General features: G+C 67.4%; 16 protein-coding genes and 1 pseudogene. 9 read left to right on the top strand and 8 right to left on the bottom strand.

All coding sequences use genetic code 11. The features are described 5' to 3' along the window. Positions 1-63 precede the first annotated feature (63 nt). The 3 genes from DAT35_RS10585 to DAT35_RS10595 all read left to right on the top strand — a co-directional run bounded on the left by DAT35_RS10585 (position 64) and on the right by DAT35_RS10595 (position 2,740). Entirely contained in the window at positions 64-618 is a 555-nt protein-coding gene (locus DAT35_RS10585) for a Uma2 family endonuclease (RefSeq protein WP_108067224.1), read from the top strand. 149 nt (positions 619-767) lie between these two features. Next, complete coding sequence (locus DAT35_RS10590) at positions 768-1,409, top strand: TIGR02265 family protein (protein WP_108066817.1); 642 nt, start codon at positions 768-770, stop codon at positions 1,407-1,409. A gap of 62 nt (positions 1,410-1,471) precedes the next feature. Then, positions 1,472-2,740, top strand: coding sequence for a metallophosphoesterase (locus DAT35_RS10595; RefSeq protein ID WP_158501642.1), 1,269 nt, complete (start codon positions 1,472-1,474; stop codon positions 2,738-2,740). Positions 2,741-2,761: 21 nt separating this feature from the next. Here DAT35_RS10595 and DAT35_RS10600 read toward each other — a convergent pair whose 3' ends face one another. From DAT35_RS10600 to ttcA, 4 genes are all read right to left on the bottom strand, one after another. After that, the gene (locus DAT35_RS10600) at positions 2,762-3,226 is read right to left on the bottom strand and encodes a peroxiredoxin (RefSeq protein WP_108066819.1); all 465 of its coding nucleotides are present in this window, start codon (positions 3,224-3,226) and stop codon (positions 2,762-2,764) included. An 82-nt stretch (positions 3,227-3,308) separates the two neighbouring features. After that, the gene (locus DAT35_RS10605; RefSeq protein ID WP_108066820.1) at positions 3,309-4,130 is read right to left on the bottom strand and encodes a phosphate/phosphite/phosphonate ABC transporter substrate-binding protein; all 822 of its coding nucleotides are present in this window, start codon (positions 4,128-4,130) and stop codon (positions 3,309-3,311) included. A 25-nt stretch (positions 4,131-4,155) separates the two neighbouring features. Beyond that, entirely contained in the window at positions 4,156-4,983 is an 828-nt protein-coding gene (locus tag DAT35_RS10610) for a TerB family tellurite resistance protein (protein WP_108066821.1), read from the bottom strand. After that, positions 4,962-5,834, bottom strand: coding sequence for a tRNA 2-thiocytidine(32) synthetase TtcA (gene ttcA, locus DAT35_RS10615; RefSeq protein ID WP_108066822.1), 873 nt, complete (start codon positions 5,832-5,834; stop codon positions 4,962-4,964). The genes DAT35_RS10610 and ttcA overlap by 22 nt, the downstream gene beginning before the upstream one ends. A 66-nt stretch (positions 5,835-5,900) precedes the next feature. Between ttcA and DAT35_RS10620 the strand changes: the two genes are divergently transcribed. Next, positions 5,901-7,070 (top strand): ribonuclease D, encoded by a 1,170-nt coding sequence (locus tag DAT35_RS10620; protein ID WP_108066823.1) that lies wholly within the window; start codon positions 5,901-5,903, stop codon positions 7,068-7,070. A 54-nt stretch (positions 7,071-7,124) separates the two neighbouring features. Here DAT35_RS10620 and DAT35_RS10625 read toward each other — a convergent pair whose 3' ends face one another. After that, the gene (locus tag DAT35_RS10625) at positions 7,125-7,559 is read right to left on the bottom strand and encodes a hypothetical protein (RefSeq protein ID WP_108066824.1); all 435 of its coding nucleotides are present in this window, start codon (positions 7,557-7,559) and stop codon (positions 7,125-7,127) included. Between the two features lie 185 nt (positions 7,560-7,744). Between DAT35_RS10625 and DAT35_RS10630 the strand changes: the two genes are divergently transcribed. From DAT35_RS10630 to DAT35_RS10640, 3 genes and pseudogenes are all read left to right on the top strand, one after another. Further along, positions 7,745-8,134, top strand: coding sequence for an AAA family ATPase (locus DAT35_RS10630; RefSeq protein ID WP_108066825.1), 390 nt, complete (start codon positions 7,745-7,747; stop codon positions 8,132-8,134). Positions 8,135-8,390: 256 nt separating this feature from the next. Next, a complete protein-coding gene (locus DAT35_RS10635; protein WP_146209663.1) occupies positions 8,391-9,830 on the top strand; it encodes a hypothetical protein in 1,440 nt (479 codons plus the stop codon). After that, positions 9,827-10,174 (top strand): annotated as a pseudogene (locus DAT35_RS10640) (DUF2019 domain-containing protein); the annotation flags it as partial. The gene DAT35_RS10635 and the pseudogene DAT35_RS10640, both read left to right, overlap by 4 nt. Positions 10,175-10,768: 594 nt before the next feature. On the opposite strand, the gene DAT35_RS10650 reads toward DAT35_RS10640, so the two are convergent. Next, positions 10,769-13,348 carry a discoidin domain-containing protein gene (locus tag DAT35_RS10650; RefSeq protein ID WP_158501643.1) on the bottom strand — a complete coding sequence of 860 codons (2,580 nt, stop codon included), beginning with the start codon at positions 13,346-13,348 and terminating at the stop codon, positions 10,769-10,771. 296 nt (positions 13,349-13,644) lie between these two features. Beyond that, positions 13,645-15,969 carry a PKD domain-containing protein gene (locus DAT35_RS10655; protein ID WP_146209664.1) on the bottom strand — a complete coding sequence of 775 codons (2,325 nt, stop codon included), beginning with the start codon at positions 15,967-15,969 and terminating at the stop codon, positions 13,645-13,647. 231 nt (positions 15,970-16,200) lie between these two features. Here DAT35_RS10655 and DAT35_RS10660 point away from each other — a divergent pair, with 231 nt between their 5' ends. Next, positions 16,201-17,265: a sensor histidine kinase gene (locus DAT35_RS10660; RefSeq protein ID WP_158501644.1), complete on the top strand. Its 1,065-nt coding sequence runs from the start codon at positions 16,201-16,203 to the stop codon at positions 17,263-17,265. Further along, a complete protein-coding gene (locus DAT35_RS10665; protein ID WP_108066831.1) occupies positions 17,258-18,049 on the top strand; it encodes a LytTR family DNA-binding domain-containing protein in 792 nt (263 codons plus the stop codon). The genes DAT35_RS10660 and DAT35_RS10665 overlap by 8 nt, the downstream gene beginning before the upstream one ends. Positions 18,050-18,057: 8 nt before the next feature. On the opposite strand, the gene DAT35_RS10670 is transcribed toward DAT35_RS10665, so the two are convergent. Further along, complete coding sequence (locus DAT35_RS10670) at positions 18,058-19,581, bottom strand: MBL fold metallo-hydrolase (RefSeq protein ID WP_108066832.1); 1,524 nt, start codon at positions 19,579-19,581, stop codon at positions 18,058-18,060. Positions 19,582-19,850 lie beyond the last annotated feature (269 nt).

Here is a 19,850-nt window from a genome sequence, read left to right on the forward strand (position 1 = left end):
AGACCGGAGTGTTAGACCGGCTCCATGAACATGGAGACGGGCGTCGAGGAACAGGGGAGAGCCATGGGACATAAACCGGCCACCTACGCCGACCTGGAGGCACTCCCGGAGCATGTCGTGGGGGAGCTCATCGACGGAGAGCTCCACGTCAGTCCCCGGCCAGCAGGTCCCCACACGGTGGCGGCCTCCGTGCTGGGCATCGAGCTGGGAGGAGCCTTCCACCGGGCACGGGGAGGCCCCGGCGGATGGGTCATCCTGGATGAGCCGAAGCTGCACCTGGGGGAGGACGTGCTGGTGCCGGATCTGGCCGGCTGGCGCAGGGAGCGGATGCCCCGCGCGCCACGCACCACGGCCTTCACGCTCGCGCCGGATTGGGTATGTGAGGTGCTCTCCCCTTCCACGGCCACCCTGGACCGAGCGGCCAAGCTCCCTGTCTACGCACGCGAGGGCGTGCGGCACGTCTGGCTCCTGGACCCGGAAGTGCGGATGCTGGAGGTGTTCCGGCTCGAGGGAGCACGCTATTCGTTGCTGAGCACCTACACCGGCACGGCCCGGGTGCGCGCTGAACCCTTCGAGGCGTTGGAGTTGGAGCTCGCCGCCCTCTGGGATGAAGCGTAGAACGGAGGAGCAGTAGGCCCCCCTCCCGAGCGCGTGCGCGGCGGGACATGACGCATTGCGCACAAGAGCTCAAGGGAATGCTTGCCCTCGCGGGCACTTCCTGCATCCTGCTGGCCCTTTCACATCCGAGGGCGGGGGGGCAAGAAAGGATGAGCGGCAAGGCACTCAGACAGAACGTGCGGGACCTCGGTTCCGCACAGGAGCTCGAACGGCGGCTGGCGCTGGCGAGGCCGATGGACACCATGCGCGGGTTCTTCTTCAATGGCGCGTTGGCGGCAGTGAGGAGCCTCGGAGACGAAGCGGAGCAGCACTGTCTCGATGCGGGTGGGGAGACGGGCTTCACGAGCTTCTTCAGGTATCCCGTCACCGCGTATCTCCGGGTCATCTACACGGCGTCGTGGCTCCTGCAGGAGCAGCACGGGGGTTTCGAGGCCGCGATGCGGCACGTGGGGTCCATGGCGGCCCCTCCCTTCCTGTCCTCCGCGTTGGGCAAGGCGCTGCTCATGGTCACCCAGGGCAATCCGAGGATGCTGATCAGCAACCTGCCCACGGCCTATCGAACCGCGGTGAGCTACGGGGAGTGCTCGGTGCAGTGGACGGGACCCCGGAGCGGGCTCCTCATCACCCGGCACGACTTCATGCTCCACCTCATTCACGAGGGCGCACTGCTCGCCCTGTTCGAGGTGCTGGGGACCCGGGGCGTGCAGGTGAGCGGAAGGCAGGTGGGCGAGCTCGACAATGAGATCACCTTCTCCTGGGAACAGGCACCCCAGGTGCCGGACGAGCCCTGACTCCGGCGAGCCCCATGTCGGGCGTCCTTGAGCGCACGTCCGAGGAGGGGCACCATCTCCCCATGGCCAGCACCCTGTCAGGGACGAGCAAGTCCGACCACCCTGTCGCCTACCTCACGGACGTGGAGGGCATCTGGGAGAAGCTGGCCAGCTTCTGCCGGGACAACCCGCACGTGTCGCTCGAGGAAGGGGTGCGGCTGGTGGTGCGGCCGGGCGCCACCTTCGTCTTCGGGGGAGATGCCATCGATCGCGGCCCGGATGGGCGCCGGGTGGTCCAGACGCTCCTCGACGCCAGACGCCGGCAGCCCTCGCAGGTGGTGCTGCTGGCGGGCAACCGGGACATCAACAAGCTGCGCCTGGTGCGCGAGCTGAACGGCCATCCCCTCGCCCGGACCCCCGCGGACATCCGGAGCGCCCCACGGCCGGTGCTCCTGCGGTGGATTTTCGAGAACACCATGGGGGCGCACGAAGCCTTCGCGTTCCGCCACACCGAGCTGTCCCGTACCGGCCAACCCGTGAGCGAAGAGGACGTAGTGACCAGCTTCCTCGAGGACCTCGGTCCCGAAGGAGCGATGCGTGACTACCTCGCGGAGGGACAGCTCGCCCACCGCATCGGCAACACCCTCTTCGTCCATGGCGGGGTGCACGAAGACAGCCTCGGGGTGGTGCCCTCTCGCGGCCCGGTGGGTGAGGTGGACGCCTGGGTGGACGCGCTCAACCGCTGGTATCGCGAGCAGATGGAGGCCTTCATCGAGGGACGGCTGGACATGAATGGCACGCCGGCCTGGGAGCCACTCATCGCCTACCAGGCTCCCACCCCGGGCAAGCGCATCAACACCGCCAGCGTGGTGTACGGGCGCATGGCCGACGAGCGCAACCATCCCGGACTGCCCTCTCCCGCCCTCATCGCGAGGCTCGCCCGCTCGGGTATCCACCGGGTCGTGGTGGGCCACACCCCGAGCGGGGACATCCCCTCGGTGCTCCGCGAGGAGGAGTTCGAGCTCATCCTCGCGGACAACTCCTACGGCCGGGTGGAGGGGGCCTCGCAGCTCTTCCTCCGCGACGACAGCGTGTACGTGGAGGGCCGGGCCACACTGGACGATGGACGGCTGGAGCACGTCCGCTTCCAGCTCGCGCTCGGCGACACCTCCGTGCCCATCGGCCGGCAGTTGCTCGACACCGGGCAGTTGGTGAAGGGGCCCCTCGCGAGCGGAGACTGGCTGCTGTTCCGCGCGTTGCCCCAGTACCGCATCGAGCAGCTCCCGGAGGCCCCGAGCTCGCTTCAGGGCCGGCAACTGGGCCCCGCGCGGGCCGGGGCTCCCGGCGTGTAGCGCACGAGCGCCGGAGCGACGTCAGGCCTGCAGCCGCTTCACGACCTCCAGCGCCTCGGAGATGTGCTTGGTCGCCTGGATCTGGGAGTTGAAGACGTGCTGGACGACCCCGTTGTGGTCGATCACGTAGGTGACCCGGCCCGGCAGCAGGCCCAGGAACGAGCGCGGCACCCCATAGCTCTTGCGCAGCGCCCCATCCCCATCGCTGATCAGCGTGAAGGGCAGCCGGTGCTTGGAGGCGAAGGAGTCGTGGGACGAGGAGGAGTCATGGCTGACTCCGATGACCTCGGCCCCCACCTCGGTGAAGGACTCATAGGAGTCGCGGAAGGAGCAGGCCTGGGCGGTACAGCCCGGCGTCTCGTCCTTCGGGTAGAAGTAGAGGACCACGGCCTTCTTCTTCTGAAGCAGGGACTTGAGGCTGCCCGGATTGCCATCCTTCTGGGTGAAGGTGAAGTCAGGGGCCTGGTCACCAACCTTGATCGCCATACGGCTCCTCGTGAGGAAGGGGAGCCCTGGCAATAACGCCTTGTGTCGGCACCTTCAATGTGCAGTTCGCGGGCGTGAAGGCTCAGAGGCTCGCGAGCGCCACACGGTAGAGGGCCCGGTAGCCCATGCGCGGCGCCGGCTCGAAGCGCTCCGCCGAGAAGAGCTCCTCCAGCAGGCGCTTGCCTTCGTCACTTTCGTGCAACGCCAGCAACGCCCGCTCCAGCTGGCCCACCAGCTCCGGCGCCACGCCCATGCCCACCGGCACCCCGTCGTTGGGCGCCTCATCCGTGTAGGCGATGAGCTCGAAGGCCCCACCCTTCCCGGGCAGCACCACCTCCACGCCGTCCGCGTACGTCAGCCCCGTGGACTCCGGCGGACAGAAGACGCTCGCCACGTCCGCCGCCCCACTCAGCACGGACTCCAGCGCGGCCTTGTACGAGCCCGAGAACTGCTGCGAGGCGAACGTCTTCGCCGGCTCCAGCCCCTTGGCCTTCAGACACGCCACCGGCAGCAGGTAGCCCGCCACCGAGTCCCGGTCCACCCACGCCACCCGCGAGCCCTGCAGCTTCAACAGCGACAGCCCGGAGCCGGCGCGCGCCACCAGCGCCGACCGGTACGACGAGCGGCCCCGCCGCACCCCGCGCGCCAGCACCCGCACCCCCATGGCCTCCACCCGCGCGCACACGAAGGGCGGCGCCCAGACCGCGTCCGCCCGGCCCGCCAGCAGATCCTTCGCCAGCGCCTCGTAGCTGGCCGCCACGCTCACCTCCACCTTCCGGTCCAGGGAGCGCTCGATGAACGCGGTGAGTTGCTCGGCCCGCTCGCGCGCCAGCGTGTTGCCCAGCGAGGGCGGCAGACCGAATCGGAAGAAGAAGCGTGACGGATTGGGGGGAGAGACGGACATGGTGTGGGCGGGGGGCGCCTCCTTCTTACGCCTCGCGGTCCAGGCGCGCCACTTCGTCGTCCGCGAGCCCGAAGGTGGCCTGGAGCATGTTGAGGATGCGCTGCTCGCCCACGCTCGGCTCTTGGCCCGCCGCGTGGGCAATCTTCGTCGCCAGCCGGTAGGCCTTCAGCCGCTGGGTGTGCGTCGTCAGTCCGTGCGCCAGCACCTGCACCCGCGCGGGCAGGCCCTCGGCCGACAGCGCCGATACCGCCTCGCTCACGAAGGCCTGGGCCCGCTCGGGGCTCACGTTGTGGAAGAGCGGATCCGACGCGAAGCTCTCCACCAGCGCCCGCGCCTCCGCCTCCTTCAGGTGCCCATCCGCCGCGCTCACCAGCACCATCACCTCGGCGTACAGGCGCTCGAGCGGCTCGCCCAGCGCCTCCGCCAGGCTGCCTCCGCCCTCGATGACGTCGACGATCTGCGCCACCTCGTCCTCGGAGATGCCGAGCGCGGCCTGGAACGTCTTGAGCAGACCCAGCTCCGTGCGCGTGGCCCGGTGGTCCGAGAACGCGATGGACGCCGCCAGCCCGAAGGCCAGCATCCGGTTCTTGTGGTCCGGCAGCCGCGCCCGCAGGGAGGCCAGAATCTCCTCCAGGTCATGCGCCTTGGACAGCCGCTGGGCGCTCGCCTCCACCAGCGCGTTGAGCTCCTCGGGCGTGGTGCCCTCGAACTCGGGGCGCTCGATGACGCGCCGCAACAACGTCTGCATCTCCTGCTGCGACACCCGGCCGTCCGCCATGGCGGCCAGCAGCATCACCTCCACCAGTGCCGCGTTGCGCTCCTTGCGCGACTTCACTGCCTGCTCTCGAGGCATCCGCCAGCCCTCCCAGGGTTCTTGCTGCCGTCGTCCTGCTCCTGCGCCTGCTCAGCCTGAGTACCCTCGGACGCGAGCGCCGCAAAGTCGAAAAGGCTCCGGTCCATCAGGTGGCTCGCCCGTACATTGCTCATCGCGGACAGCACGCTCTGGCGGACGTTGGGAATCTCCTTGCCCAGCTCCTCCATCAGCCGCTGCATGCGCTTGCGCTGCAGGTTCTCCTGCGAGCCGCACAGGTCGCACGGGATGATGGGGAACTGCCGGGCCTCGGCGTAGGCGGCGATCTCCTTCTCCGGCGCGTAGCACAGCGGGCGGATGACGGTGTTGCGCCCATCGTCGCTCTTGAGGATGGGGGGCATGGCCTTGAGCGAGCCAGCGAAGAAGAGGTTGAGCAGCAGGGTGTTGGCCAGGTCGTCCCGGTGGTGGCCGAGGGCGATCTTGTTGCAGCCCAGCTCCACCGCGGCCGTGTAGAGGATGCCGCGCCGCAGCCGGGAGCAGACGGTGCACTGCGTCTTGCCCGGGGGCGTCTTCTCGAGGACGACGGAGTACGTGTCCTCCTTGAGCATCTTGTAGGCGAAGCCCTCGCTCTTGAACCAGCCCTCCAGCTTGTCGGCCGGGAAACCGGGGTGGCCCTGGTCCAGGTTCACCGCCAGCAAGTCGAACTTCACCGGGGCGCGGCGCTGCAGCTCCCGGAGGAGGTACAGGAGGGTGTACGAGTCCTTCCCACCGGACACCCCCACCATGATGCGGTCCCCATTGGAGATGAGGGAGTAGTCGGAGATGGCGCGGCCCATGTGGCCGAGCAGGTTCTTCTCGAGGCGAAGGACGTCGGGGTTCATCGGGGTTGTCATCCTAGCGGCGGCTGGGGAAAAAACACGCTACACGTACACACCTGGTCCGCTAGCCTGCTCTTCGCCATGCCGACCTTCCCACAAGGTGCGCAGGATATCGTCGATACAGAGGGGGCCCAGGCGGCCGCCCGGAAACTCGAGCAAGCCCCGGAGCTGGCCGTGGACGTGGAGGCGGACGCGATGCACGCCTTCCGCGCCCGCCTGTGCTTCCTCCAGGTGGGCACGGACGAGGAGGTCTACCTCTTCGACACCCTCCAACCAGGGGTGGTGCCGTCCTTGCTGGCGCCAGTGATGGCGGACCCGGGGAGGACCAAGTTCTTCCACGCCGCGTCGGGGGACCTGCCCTACCTGGCCGAGGCGGGGGTGCGAGTGCGAGGACTCTTCGACACCCACCGGGCGGCCACGCTGCTGGGCTGGCCCAAGGTGGGGCTGGCGGACCTGGCGCGCGAGCGGCTGGGCGTGGAGCTGCCGAAGGAGCACCAGCAGTCAGACTTCTCGCTGAGGCCGCTGCCACCGGGGATGCGGGACTACATCGCAAACGACGTGCGCTACCTGGTGGAGCTGGGCCGGCAGGTGCGGGAGGAGTGCCGGAAGGCGGACATTCTCGAGGAGGTGCTGCTCGACTGCCAGCGCATGTGCGACGAGGCGGCGGCGAGGCCGGACGTGGGAGCGGACTTCAAGCCGCGCCTGCCCAAGGGAGGGCTGACGCCGCCGCAGCTGCTGCTGGCCAACACCATTGCCCACGCACTGCACCGCAAGCGGCTGGAGTGGGCCGAGGCGGAGAACATCCCCATGGGGCGGATGCTCTCGAACATGGCCATCTCGGACATCGCGGTGAAGCCGCCGGGCAACAACAAGGAGCTGGCGAGGGCGGCGGGAGTGCGAGGCGCCTTCGTGAGGGCGCACGGGGACGAGGTGCTGGCCCTGGTGCGCGAGCTGCTGGAGAAGTCGCGCCGGGGAGAGCTGAAGGAGGAGCCGGGAGAGCAGAAGGGGCCGAAGGACCCGAACCGGCGCAAGCGCGAGGACGCGCTGAAGGCGTGGCGCGTGGAGAAGGCGGGAGCGCGGAAGGTGACACCGTCGGTGGTGCTGCCCAACGCCACCATGGACACGCTCGTGTCACGGCCCCCGGCGAGCCTCGACGAACTGCGCGCGGTGCCCTACTTCGGGGACAAGCGCGTGCAGCTCTACGGAGAGGAGTTGCTGGCACTGCTCGCCCAGTACCCGGTCCAGGGCTGAGCCCATTTGCCCTCTCCTCTCGGGAGAGGGCCGGGGTATCCGTCCAGGCCCCTCTCACAAGCGACGAACAGGCTCGCCCCGGGATATCCGAGCGTATCGCTCCTCGGTTCTTCGCCACGTCGCCTCCAGGAGCCTCTGCCCCGTCAAGAAGAAGCGCTCGGCTGCCCTCTCCACCGTCTCCGGCTGCGTCACGAGCGCATCCAGGGTCAGCGTTCGGCGTCTATCCCCCACGACACACTCCACCACTTCGGAGGACCTGGAGGAATCAATCAAATCGTACTCATCCTCCTCGTCTGGAGCCCGAACCGAGACATAAACACCCCCCGGCGCACACCAACTGATGATCATATAGACATCACCCGTCTCATCGAGCCCCATCGAGAGATAGCGGGACCTCCCAGCAAACAGACGTCCGATCGCTTTACGAACCACATCCCGCTCCGCCTTCAACTCGGCACCATCGACTCCGACGTACTTCACGAAACCCATTGTCCACCTCGAAAGGGATGCGCTGAAGGTCGGCGCGCAGGTGAGGATGTCGCAGGACGCCCCGAGAGTGAAGCGAAGCTCCTTCACAGAGAAAGCGGAGTAGGACGGGCGCGCCGTATCACCGAGTCTCACCCACGGTCGACACCTGCTGCTGACGAACCCAAAGAGCTGCGTTACGAACACGCATGCGCATCGCAGTGACTGGAACGCACCGGGTGGGAAAGTCGACGCTCATTGAAGAGCTTGGGGAACGACTCGCTGAGTATCGGGTCGTTGACGAGCCGTACCACCTCCTCGAAGAGGAAGGTTACAAGTTCGCTTCTCCACCGTGCTTGGAAGACTTCCTCGAACAGCTTCGCCGCTCGATGGAGTTGCTCGAAGATGAGGAGGGCGCGCGAAACGTTCTGTTTGATCGCTGCCCCCTCGATTTTCTTGGATACCTCCTGACTCACGAGGAATCCGATTCGTTCGACCTGGAGGAGTGGCTTGCCCGGGTTCGTTCCACCATTCAGAAGAAGTTCCGAGCGGCGGCTTCGATTCCCGCCGCCTCCGCTAGAAGTCACCCGCCGCTCTGAGCCGCGCCCCCCTCCTGGCAGGGGGGCCCCCTGTGCCAGGGTAGTTGACGCGCCGCTGGTGGCCTCCACCGAGCCCGAGGCTCGGCTACTCCCGCTGCGGGTGGCTCTACCGCGCCCAGGTTTCGCGCCGTGGCTGCCGCTCCATGAGTTTTCAGCACCTCACCGGACCCGGTGGCTTGACCATGGTATCAGCCGCTCTCTGTAATCTCCGGCTTTGAGCTTTCAACTCGGGCGGCCCGCCCGGAGAGGTGTGGCGATGTTGAAAAATTCCGCCAATTCGCGTCCCATGGACACACGGCGGCCCTCGCGCGTGGGTGCGCTGGCCCTGGCGGCGTTGATGCTGGTTACAGCGTGCGCCACGGGGGCCCCGATGGGTGCGGCGTACCGTTACCTGCCGTCAGTGCCGAACAACTCGCCCGAAGTGGGGGTGCTGGAGCCAGAAGCCGAGGCCAGGGGGCAGGGGGAGGCCTTCTTTACCAAGCTACCCACGGACTTCGCGCCTGTGCAGGTGGGTGACGCTGAGTTCTTGGAAGCCATGACAACGCTTTGGCTCAACATGCCGCTTCGGATGGCCGCGTCCCGCCCCCCGCTGTATGTCGGCCGTAGGCTGGCGTTGGCTTCCGCGCCATTGAGTGGCGAAGCATGGCAATCAGACCTGGCCCGGTCCTATGGGCAGTTTTGCGAGCGGTGCGGCACTCCAGGGGATTGCTTGACGCTGTTTGAAGACGGGCCCCGGCTCCAGGATGACGACAAGCGCAGTATTGCGCTCGCCCTGGCGGTGGGTCCTGCCTTGGAAGGAGTTAATGCGGAAGTTCGGGCCATGCTCGACCCTACGCAAATGCTCGCGATGATTAGCATTAGCATCACGGTTTATATGGCGCTACTGTTGGCGCCAGTGCCCGAGCCGGTGACAAAGGGCGCGGCCCTGGTGTTTAGCGCCGCCTTGTGGGGGTATCTCGGTTATGAATTCTTCGATCTGCTGCGGGCCTATGCGCAGCTTTACGAAGATGCGCCCCGGGCCTCTACCTTTTCGGAGTTGCGTGCGATTGGCGAGCGTTTCGGACGTGTCATCGGTCCCAACAGTGTGCGGATTCTCGTAATCGTGGGGACGGCGGCGATAGGTGAAACGGTGGCGCTCGCTTCCAAGGCCCCGAAGCTACCTGGATTCGCGCAAGCGTCGGAGAGAGTCGCGGCAAGTACCGGCTTGGGCTTGCTGGAGACGGCAACCGGAGCCGAGCGCGTTATTGTCTCGGTGCCCGAGGGGACGATCCGCATGGTGTTGGCGCCTCATGCCGTGGCCATGGCTGCCCGAGGCGTTGCCACTGGAAATCCTGCGCCGAGCCGGGGAAAACTCCTTCCCAACGAACACAGGGCGTGGGGGTCGTTTAGTGGCTTCAGGTCGGCAATGGGGCCAGCGGGCCCGGGAAAGCAATGGCATCACATTGTGGAGCAGACACCGGGCAATGTGAAGCGGTTTGGAGGCGAGGCCCTTCACAACACCGAAAACATCACCGCACTCAACGAGGGGCTTCACACCGACGTGAGCGCCTTCTACTCGTCGATCCGAGAAGGAATCACCGGCTCCAACACCCTGACGATTCGGCAATGGCTTGGCACTCAGTCATACGAAGCCCAGCGTCAGTTCGGACTGAAGGTAATTGAAAACATCAGGAGGGGAATTTGGAAAGTCAGATAGAACAGCTAGAAGAACTGGCGGAAAAATTTGCCCACCACACAGCAGAACAGACGGACGCAATCTTCCGAGGCGATGCCAGAACCGGAAACAGGCACGCGAAGCAGCGGATCGCCACGTTCAAGAAGTTGCGCGCTCACGGGAACGCGGGGCGGGATGCGCTCGCCATGTTGCTCACGCACCCGCGAATGGACGTACGAGGCATGGCGGCGGTCTACCTGCTGCGCTATCGCACGGCGGAAGCCAAGGCCGTCTTACTGGAGATCGCAAAAGGTGAAGGACTGGCCGCTTTTGAAGCTTCGGAGGCCCTGAAACGCTGGGAAGAGGGCACTTGGGCACTAGATCCAGCCGAGGATGCTGCGGGACAGCCAGAAGCACCCCGCACGGCACCGCCCAGCAAGCGCAGCCGACCACGCACGGAGCACGCGGCGAGTGACAGGCGGAGAGGGAGCAAGCGGGACAAGCCCGGCGGGTGATCTTAGTGCCTGTTTCAGTATCACCGTCCACAGCCGTCCTGCTCGAACTGGCGAACACCTCCACCGCGAATGTCCTGCGCACCAGCTCCGTCTGGTCCACTCGCGGCGTCCACTCCCTCATCGCTTCCGTCCTGGCCGCTGTACGAGGTGTTTGACACCTTCTCGGGCACCCGCCGCTGGCGCTCCTCGAAGGAGCTGTCGCCGCGCCCTCGCCGCCTTCCCCCAACCGGGCCCGAGCGGTCAATGGCTCCCCCCATTCTCAGTAGCAGAGGTGGTTATCACTCCACCCATGCAGGTCCGCGGGCTCGATGAAGGGGATGCAGATCTTGCCCGCGATCTCCCCCGAGTAGGACCACTCGAAGCGCAAGGAACTGTTACTGCTCCTCACCGGGCGCCGCGTCCCTCAGCCCGTCGAGACCTGAGCAGGAGCGGGAGGATCACTCCCGCTCCTCGTCGTGTCAGACGCTACTTCCGGCCGTAGATCTCCACTTCGGCCAGCTGCATGTAGTAGCCGCCGGTCACATCGTCGAGCCGGGTGGCCTGGAGCCGGACGTAGCGGGCGCTCGGCACGGAGACGGCGAAGCTCTGCATGCCGCTCGGATTGAGGAAGCCCGTGCGCACGACAACCGTCTGCCAGGTCGCGCCGTCATTGGACACGTCAATCGTGAAGTCGACCGGGAAACCATCTCCCACGAGAGAGCCGTAGGTCGCGTCGTTGCGGGGGTAGAGGTCGACCTTGGTGAGCGTGGCGCTCGAGCCGAGGTCGAACACGAGCCACTCCGTCTTGTTCGGCACGCTCGAGTAAGCACTCGTCCAGCCGAGCGAGTCATAGAGGACCGAGTCGCGTTTGCCGTCGTTGATGTTCGTCAGGATCCATCCCGCGGAAGGATTGTAGGTGGTGCTCGAGGCCGTCACCGCCGCGCTCCGGGCCAGGTTCGTCTCGGTGCTGCCTCCCTGCTTCTTCCACAGTTCGAGCTCCGCGCACGAGCCCTGGGCAATCTTGAACTCGAAGTCACGCTTGATGATCCCCAGATTGAGCTTCAGCGTCAGGTTCAATCCGCTGCAGAACTCCAGACCCGCCGTGATGGTCCACAGCGGATTGCCGGGCACCTGGGCCTTGAGCTTCGCATAGGCACGGAGCGAGCCAATGTCGGACTCGGCGCCCACGATCTTCGCGGGGGCATAGATGCCAACGCCAGGCACCGCCGCCACGTAGGCCTTGGCCTCTCCGCTCACGGTCAGGCCGTTCGTCGAGGGCTCCTTGATGGCGAGATCGAAGTTCTTCTCGTTGATGGTCTCCCAGCCACGGTCATGGGTGTAGCGGTAACCGTAGAGGACGCCCGCGGTCTGGGTGACGCTGTACTCGGTGACCAGGCTCACCTTACCCTCGGCGCCCACCTTGAATTTGATGTACATCTCGATCGTCACCGGGACGGGGCCAATGAAGATGATCCAGCGCTTGATGCGCCACTGCCCGATCGTCGTCTCGAACTTGAACAGATCCTGGCTGTATTTGTACTCGAGCGCCAGCCGAGCCTTCTCGTCCACGCCCACGGCGACCTTGAACTCCTTGATGCGGAACACCTTGCGGAACTTGAGCGCGAACTGCTGCTTCGCCTTGAACTCGAGGCTGCCGGTGAGCTTCACCGGACTGTTCGCGTCCGGCACGCTGTACTCGCACTTGATGCCGAGCCCGTCGATCTTGCAGAGCTTCGCCCCCATCGTAGTCATGCTCGCGGGGAGCGGGTTGCCGTTCTCATCCGTCTCCTCGAGGTCGGCGGCGGTGAGATCCCGGGACACATCGATCTCCGCCTCATCGAGCACCTCATCGAGAGACGAAGGGGTGGTCTGGTAGACGGTACGTCCGCCCACCTCGCTCTTGGAGACCACCTTGAGCGGAGGGATGCCGTAGGGAGCGAGGGCGGTGGGCTCGCTGACGATGATGTTGCCCACCTGGTAGTTCGTTGCCCCCGAGGTGAAGGAGAGGGTGCCGCTGGCCGGGTCGTAGCTCTGCATCTGCTCACGCACCTGGCTGCCGAGCACTCGCGCGTTGGGGGTCAGGCGAGCCCGGGGCCTGCCGATGAAGGGCTCACCGACCGGGATGTCACCCTGGAGGCCCCACTGCCGCGTGGTGCTGGCAATGTTCGAGGAGTATTTGATGTACCAGGTGCCGTTCGAGGGCTTCCACACGGCATAGTCATAGAGGTCGTCACCATCGAAATCGCCCGGGACGACCACATCGCCCGCGGAGCCCCAGGCGACGCTGGTGGTTGTACCGCTCGAGCTCCGGAGGATGTGAAAGGTGCCGCTCCTGAACACGGCCAGGTCCGACTTGCTGTCACCGTCGAAGTCGCCCGAGAGGGGAGTGTCGCCATTCTGTCCGAACTGGGTGGTGGTTCGGATGCCAGTTGCACTGGAGATGATGTTCCACGTGCCATCCGAGGGGCGCCACAGGGCGTAGTCCGTCTTCCCATCGCCGTCGTAGTCACCGGAGACGGGGATCTCCCCGTTGGAGGGGCCGTAATTGAAGATCTTGCGCTCACCGGTGGAGCTCATGATGACGAAGACCTGTCCATAGGCCGCGCCGGTGGTGTCGATGGAGCGCCAGACCGCGAAGTCCGACTTCGCGTCTCCGTCGAAGTCACCCGAGATCGGGACGTCTCCCCTCGTTCCCCACTGCTGGGACAGCGTGCCCGTCCCCGAGGCGCTGCCGAGCACGTACCAGTACCCGGTGGAAGGCCGCCACACGGTCCGGTCCATGATGCCGTCGCCGTCGAAGTCTCCCGCGACCGGCACGTCGCCATTCTGTCCGTGGAGGGGATGCCCCGGGGCGATGCCCGAGCTGAAGATCGTGAACCATTGGGCGTTCGAGGGACGCCAGACCGTCAGGTCGGTCCGGTTGTCATTGTCGAACCCCAGCTCCGCGTTTGTCGAAGCGGGTTGCTGAGGCTCGGGTGACGTTGTGTCGGTGGGGGGCGGCTCGCAGGCCACGGACGTGGCGAAAAGGCTCGCCATGAGAATGGGGCGCCAGACTGCGGATTGCATGTGTTCTCTCCAAGGCGGAGGCGTGCCCATTGAACGACCCCATCGCGGGCCGCGATGGGATGCCAATGAGACGGGAACCCATGGCTCCTCGCACCTCCGGCGATTTGTACATTAGAGAACATTCCTGTGTTTTTCAAGGATAGGCGGTTTTCCAGGTATTGGAGAAAATGCAAAACAGTGGGTCGTCGGAAGTGGACGCCTGCGGGGAATCGGCTCGGAGCATTCCCTGGGCGTTTATGACTGTCTTTCCAATGGGAGCAGCAGCTCCGAGAGCTGAGGGAAAGGCGGCCTGGGAGCTACGGCGAGCGCCTACGCGGACGGCGCGGCGTGAAGCCGAGCGCCGCCAGCAGCAAGAGGACCGTTGTGGGCATTCCGCCATCCTGGCCCGCCGCGCAGCCGAAACCCGAGCCGGTGTCCGGTGGCGCCACCTTGTCGATCACATACACGGTGACGGTGTCCGTGCTGCTCAAGCCCTGGATGTCCGTCACCTGGAGCTGGAAGGTGAGCGCCGTCTCCCCGTCCACCTCGGGCGCGTTGAACATGGCCCTCGGGCCCGCGGGCATGAGCGTCACGGTGGGGCCATCCACCTGCGTCCAGGCGTAGTCGCGCAGGGGCGCGCCCTGCGGATCCGACGACTTCGAGCCGTCGAGCGTCACCCCACTGCCCTCGCTGATGCGCTGGTCCCCTCCCGCACGCGCCACCGGCGGCTCGTCGGGCACGTTCCGGACGAGCACCTTCACCGTCACCGGTTCGCTCGCCACCCCCCCAAGACTCACGATGAGCTGGAAGGTCAGCTCCGTATCGGCGTCCACCAGGGGCGCGGTGAAGGAGGGCGTGGCCGAGGCGCTGTCGCTCAATGTCGCCGTGGGGCCGCCCACCTGCGTCCACGCGTAGACGAGCGTGTCCCCCTCATCCACCTGCGTGGCACTTCCCTTGAGCGTCACCTTCGTCCCCTCGTCCACCTTGGGTACCGGCTCCACGTGGGCCACCGGTTTACGGTTGTTCACCTTCACCGTGACGGTGAACGGGGCGCTCACGTCCAGGCCATCGCTGGCGACCACCTGGAAGGTGAGCTCGAGTGGCTCCTTTACCGTGGGCGCCATGAAGGTGGCCTGCGCCGCCTTGGCCCCCTCCAGGGTGACGGCGGGCGTGCCCACCTGCTTCCACTCGTAGCTGAGGGCGTCCCCGTCGGCGTCCGCGCCCGTGGCCACCAGGGTCACCGTGTCTCCCTCCGTCACGTTCAGCACCGGCTCGGCCTGCACCGTGGGAACCCGGTTGCCCGCGGAGACGTCGAGCACCCGCACCGTCGTCACGGACGGCACGCTCGTGTTCACTCCATCCCGCACCCGCAGCTCGAACTGGAGGTCCGTGTCCCCTGTCACCTCGGGCGCGACGAAGGTGGGCTTGGGCACGCTCGCGTCGCTGAGCGTCACGGGCGTGCCCGTGGTCTGCTTCCATTCGTAGGTGAGCACACCGCCCTCGGGGTCCGTTCCGCTGCCGGAGAGCGTCACCTGCCGCCGCTCGTTGACAGTCTGAGCCGGGCCCGCGTCCGCCACCGGCGCCCGGTTGATGCACATGCCCCGGTGGGCCACCAGTGTCGCGAAGGGCTTGTTCACCACTCCCTCCAGCTGGAGGTCATCCAGGTCCCAGCCCGTGGCGCCCGTGCTGTCGTCCGTTCCGATGCGGAAGCGGATGCGCACCGTCTTCCCCGCGTAGGTGGTGCCCAGGCTGACGGTGGCCTTGGTGAACGCGGGGTAGCTGAGACTCTGGCCTCCATAGGCCCGCCTCCCCCGGAGCGGGTTCGACCTGCTCGCATCGAGCGTCACATTGTAGGTGGGGTTCACGGAGGCGCCGATGTCCACCCAGCTCAGTCCGTCATCCTCGCTCAGCTCGATGATGGCGCCGTCGTAGGGGATGCCCGAGGGGTTCGTCTCGAAGTCGTAGCGCTGCTGGAAGATGACCCGGAACGCCTCCGTCTGCGACACCTGCAGGGGCGGCGAGACGAGCGCGAGGTCCCCGGTCTCCTTGTGGTCCGGTCCGTGGAAGTACCCGTTCCCGGTCGTCGAATCGGCCAGGCGCGTCCACGGTGGGGTGCTCGCCGGGCTCGCCGTGACGGTCCACGCGGGAAAGGGCGCGTCCACCTTCTCGAGGATACTCGTCCCCGGGAGTGCGTCCGTGTTCACCCGGTACACCACCGTGTGCGTCTTGTCTCCGGGCTCCGACTGCTCCTCATCCCGGTAGGCGATGTTCAGCGCCAGGTCATGCGGCGTGGCCGGTCCCGAGAGCTTCACCGCCAGCTCCGCCGTGACGGTCTGGAGCGGATCCGAGGCGGGAAAGGACACCTTCTGTCCCTCGGGGAAGGAGAGGTTCGTGTCCCCGCTGGAGAGCGTCATGCTCGTCCGCTCGAGCCGCTCGGCGCCGCTGTTGCGAAGGGTGACGCGCACGCGCGCGCGCTCGCCCGTGTCGAGCACTCCGTCATCATCACAGGACGCGATCGTCCCCGTGGATTCGACCAGCTCCACGCTGGCGAGCTCCACCTGCTTGCCGGTGGCGAAGCTGGCGGCGGGGCGGGCCGTGATCGCCAGGAAGAGACCCACCAATGCGGCGATGCATCGTTTCAAGGGACGGCCTCCAGGGTTCAGGGAGCTCCCCCCGGATTCTAGCGCCCCTCGCCTCCAGACATCACCGGCCTGCTGGAGCAGCAAGGGGGCGGCGACATCGTCTGGGCGAACCAGGACGCGATGGAGGAGACGCTCGCCGCCATGAGCTAGACTCCCGGCATCGTGTCCCCCCTGGAAAATGCATCGCCCCGCGCGTGGCGACGGTGGGCGTGGCTGGCCTCGGTGTGGACCGTGCCGGCAACACTCGCCGCCCTGGAGACGTACTTCTTCAGCCGCCTCGGCTCACAGCCGCTGCCGCTGTGGCGGGCCTTCGCCTCGCAGCTTCCGGCCTGGTACGTGTGGGTGCCCGCCACGCCCGCGCTCGTGCACCTGTCGCGCCGGCTGCGCCTGGGGCTTCCGCTGGAGGCCCGCGCCGTCGGAGGACACCTCGCGGCCTGCGTCGGCATGGGAGGCGTCTTCGCGCTGGCGTACACGTTGTGCCACGAGGCGTTCATGCCGCCCATGGCCAACATGCCGCCGCTGCCCCTCCTGGTGCTGCGCTACTGGATGGGCTGGATGCCCATGATGGGCATGACGTACGCGGCGGTGGTCGGCGTGGCCGCGGCGGCGGACTCGCAACGGCGCGCGCGGGAGAACGAGCGGCAGGCCGCGGCGCTCTCCGTGCAGCTCGCCGAGGCGCGGCTCCAAGCGCTGCAGACGCAGCTCCACCCGCACTTCCTCTTCAACACGCTCAACGCCATCGTCGTGCTGGTGCGCGAGCAGGAGACGGACACCGCGGCGCGCATGCTGGTGCTGCTCAGCGACATCCTCCGCCGGCTGCTCCAGCAGGGCGCCACGCAGGAGGTGCCGCTGCGCGACGAGGTGTCCGTGCTGTCGCGCTACCTGGAGATTCAGCAGCTCCGCTTCCAGGACCGGCTGCGCGTGGACTGGGACGTGGACTCCGGCGTGCTGGACGCGCGCGTGCCGAACCTGGTGCTCCAGCCGCTGGTGGAGAACGCCATCCGCCACGGAGTGTCCATGCGCTCGGCGGCGGGAGCGCTGCGCATCCGCGCGAGGCGGCGGGGAGACGAGCTGGAGCTGACGGTGGCGGATGACGGGCCGGGCCTGCCGGCGGGCTTCGACCTGGAAAGCAGCCCTGGCATCGGGCTGTCCAACACGCGCGCCCGGCTGGCTCAGCTCTACGGCGACGCGGGCCGCTTCAGCGTGGCCAGCCCGCCCGGCGGCACCGGCACCGTGGCCACCCTCCTGCTGCCGCTGCGCGAGGACGCGCCCATGCAGGAGCGCGCCCGTGGCTGAGCTGCGCGTCCTCCTGGTGGATGACGAGCCGCTGGCCCGCCGGGGCCTGCGTCACGCGCTGTCCCGCCACGCCGAAGTAACGGTGTGTGGAGAATGTCGGGATGGACGCGAAGCCGTCTCGGCCATCCGCGAGCTGCGTCCGCACCTCGTGCTGCTCGACGTGCAGATGCCGGAGCTGGACGGATTCGGCGTCATCCGTGAGGTGGGCGTGGCGCAGATGCCCGCGGTCATCTTCATCACCGCGTATGACGCCTTCGCCGTGCGTGCCTTCGACGTGCACGCGGTGGACTATCTCGTGAAGCCCTTCGCGGACGAGCGCTTCGACGAGGCCCTGCACCGCGCCCGGCTCCGGCTGCGTCAGGGCGAGGCGCTGGAGCTGGGACGGAAGCTCGCGGGCCTGCTCGCGGACACGCCCGCGCCTCCCGCCCCCACGCCACCACCCGCCGAGTCGCCGGGCCGCATCCTGGTGAAGGTGGGCACCCGCTCCGTGCTGGTGCCCATCGCGGACATCGACTGGATTGAGGCCGACGACTACTGCGTCACCTTGCACGTGGGCAGCCAGGAGCACGTACTGCGGGAGAGCCTCGCGGCGCTGGAGGCGAAGCTCGACGCGGAGCGCTTCGTGCGCATCCACCGTTCGGCCATCGTCAACGTGGAGCGCATCCGCGAGCTGCACCACGCCTCGCCCACGGAGTGGGTGGTGGTGCTGGAAACGGGACAGCGGCTGCGGGTGAGCCGCAACCGCCGCGAGCACCTGGAGCGCCGGCTGGGTCGGGCCCGGTAGTCCTCACCTCAAGGCGTGGCCGAGGCCGTCGCCGGAGCCCGGGCCTTCTCCACGGCGTCCATGACGGCCTTCCACTCCGTCGCGTCCAGGTGCATGCCAAAGACGCGCGCCACGTCGAGCTTCTCGCGAGCGGCCACATCCACCGTCTCCGCGAGCTGCTGCGGGTTGAAGAAGGCACCACCCTGTCCCGGCTGCACGAGGTCGCTGGAGTAGAGGAGCCGGTGCTCCGGCATCCAGACGAAGAGCATCCGCTCGCCCGTCTCGGTGCGCACCGGAATCAGCTCCAGCCGGTTCGCCCCCGTGCCCAGCGTCGTGCGGCGGCCCACCTCCGTCACCTTCGCCGCGCGAGGTGCCTTCGCCAGCGCATCCGGCACCCGCGCACGAGAGGACTTCAGCAGCCGCTCCACCAGCGGGTGGTTCAGGTCCAGCACATGGAGCGGAATGCCGCGAGCGGCGTACTCCCGCAGGCCGCCCACGTGGGGCCACGCATCGCTGGTGGACACCACCGCCTTCACCTTCATGCCGGGGAAGCGCCTGGCGGCCTCATCCAGCACGCGCGCCGAGTAGCCCGAGGCAATGGGCGCCTCGATGACCACCACCCCGTCGTCCTGCTTCACCAGGGCCACGTCCCAGCGACCGGGCACGTGGACCACACCCGGCGCCAGCTCGGCGGCGGGCCGGTCCGGACGGCCCAGCGGCAGGTCGTCCGCCGTGGCATCCCGGCGCGCCGCGAAGGCCTTGCGCACGTCGTCGGGGATGGCGAAGTCCGCGTCGGTCACCTTCGGCTCCAGCTCCAGCGCCGTCACGGTGAACGAGTGGTACGTGGTGTCATTGCGCTGCCACTCCCAGTTGCGCGGGTAGCGCAGCCCCCCGGCCTCCAGTGACCAGGACTGGAAGAACAGCCGGGTGCGCACGTCACCCCAGACGCTCCAGAACATGTCGGCCGGGTGGGCGTCCTCGGTCTCCACCAGAGTGGGGAGCCCCGTGTGGGCATTGAGGAACAGGCGCACCGCCGCGCGCCCGTGGTGGAACGTCACCACGTGGTGCGGCACATCCTGCAGCATCGTGTCCGGCGTGGAGCGCAGGTCGGCGGCGTCCAGGGCGGTGAGGAGCACGCGCTCGGGCGCAGAGTCGAGCCGCTCGCGCATGTCCTGAAGTTGGGCGCCACCGACGGGGCGCATCTGCCCATCGAATTCCATGGCGACCGCGTCCCCATCCATTCGCAGCGTCACGGTTCGCCAGGTGCCCATCGTCGCGCCCCGGCCCTCCGCCTTCTGGCGCAGGCGCTGGCGGGAGGGGACGCGTAATTCGTCAATCTGCTCGTACATGACGAGCCAGGGCGAGGCGGGGCGCTCGGACTGCTCCAGCAGATTCCAGTGGCCGATCCCCTGGATGCGCAGGCTGGAGAGGGCTCGAAGCCGGGCCTCGCCGCCCATGGCCTCGGCGGCGGCCTGGACGCGGGCGCGGGCCTCGTCCGCGGCGAACGCGGGGAGCGACAACAGCAGCAGGGAGAGGAGAACGGTTCTTCGCATGGCGCCAGGATGGCCCTCCGCGAAGCCCCGCTTCCTCCCCATGCTGCCAATGGCCACTGGCGCGCGGCGAACGGTAGCCCCGGCGCGGCGAACGGTGCGTGGCGGCCTACGAGCCAGCCTGGAGCGGCCGGTTCTCGCTCCCGGCCCGCCTCAGCATCCAGATGATGCGGATGTTCAGCCGGTTCCTGCGATATCGCTTCTGAGGTACCACCGCCCCTCGATGTGCGGCCCCAATATTTCCGTCACAAAGGATGCGCGGACGGAACGAG

The sequence above is a fragment of the Vitiosangium sp. GDMCC 1.1324 genome, from assembly GCF_003044305.1.
Taxonomy (GTDB): domain Bacteria; phylum Myxococcota; class Myxococcia; order Myxococcales; family Myxococcaceae; genus Archangium.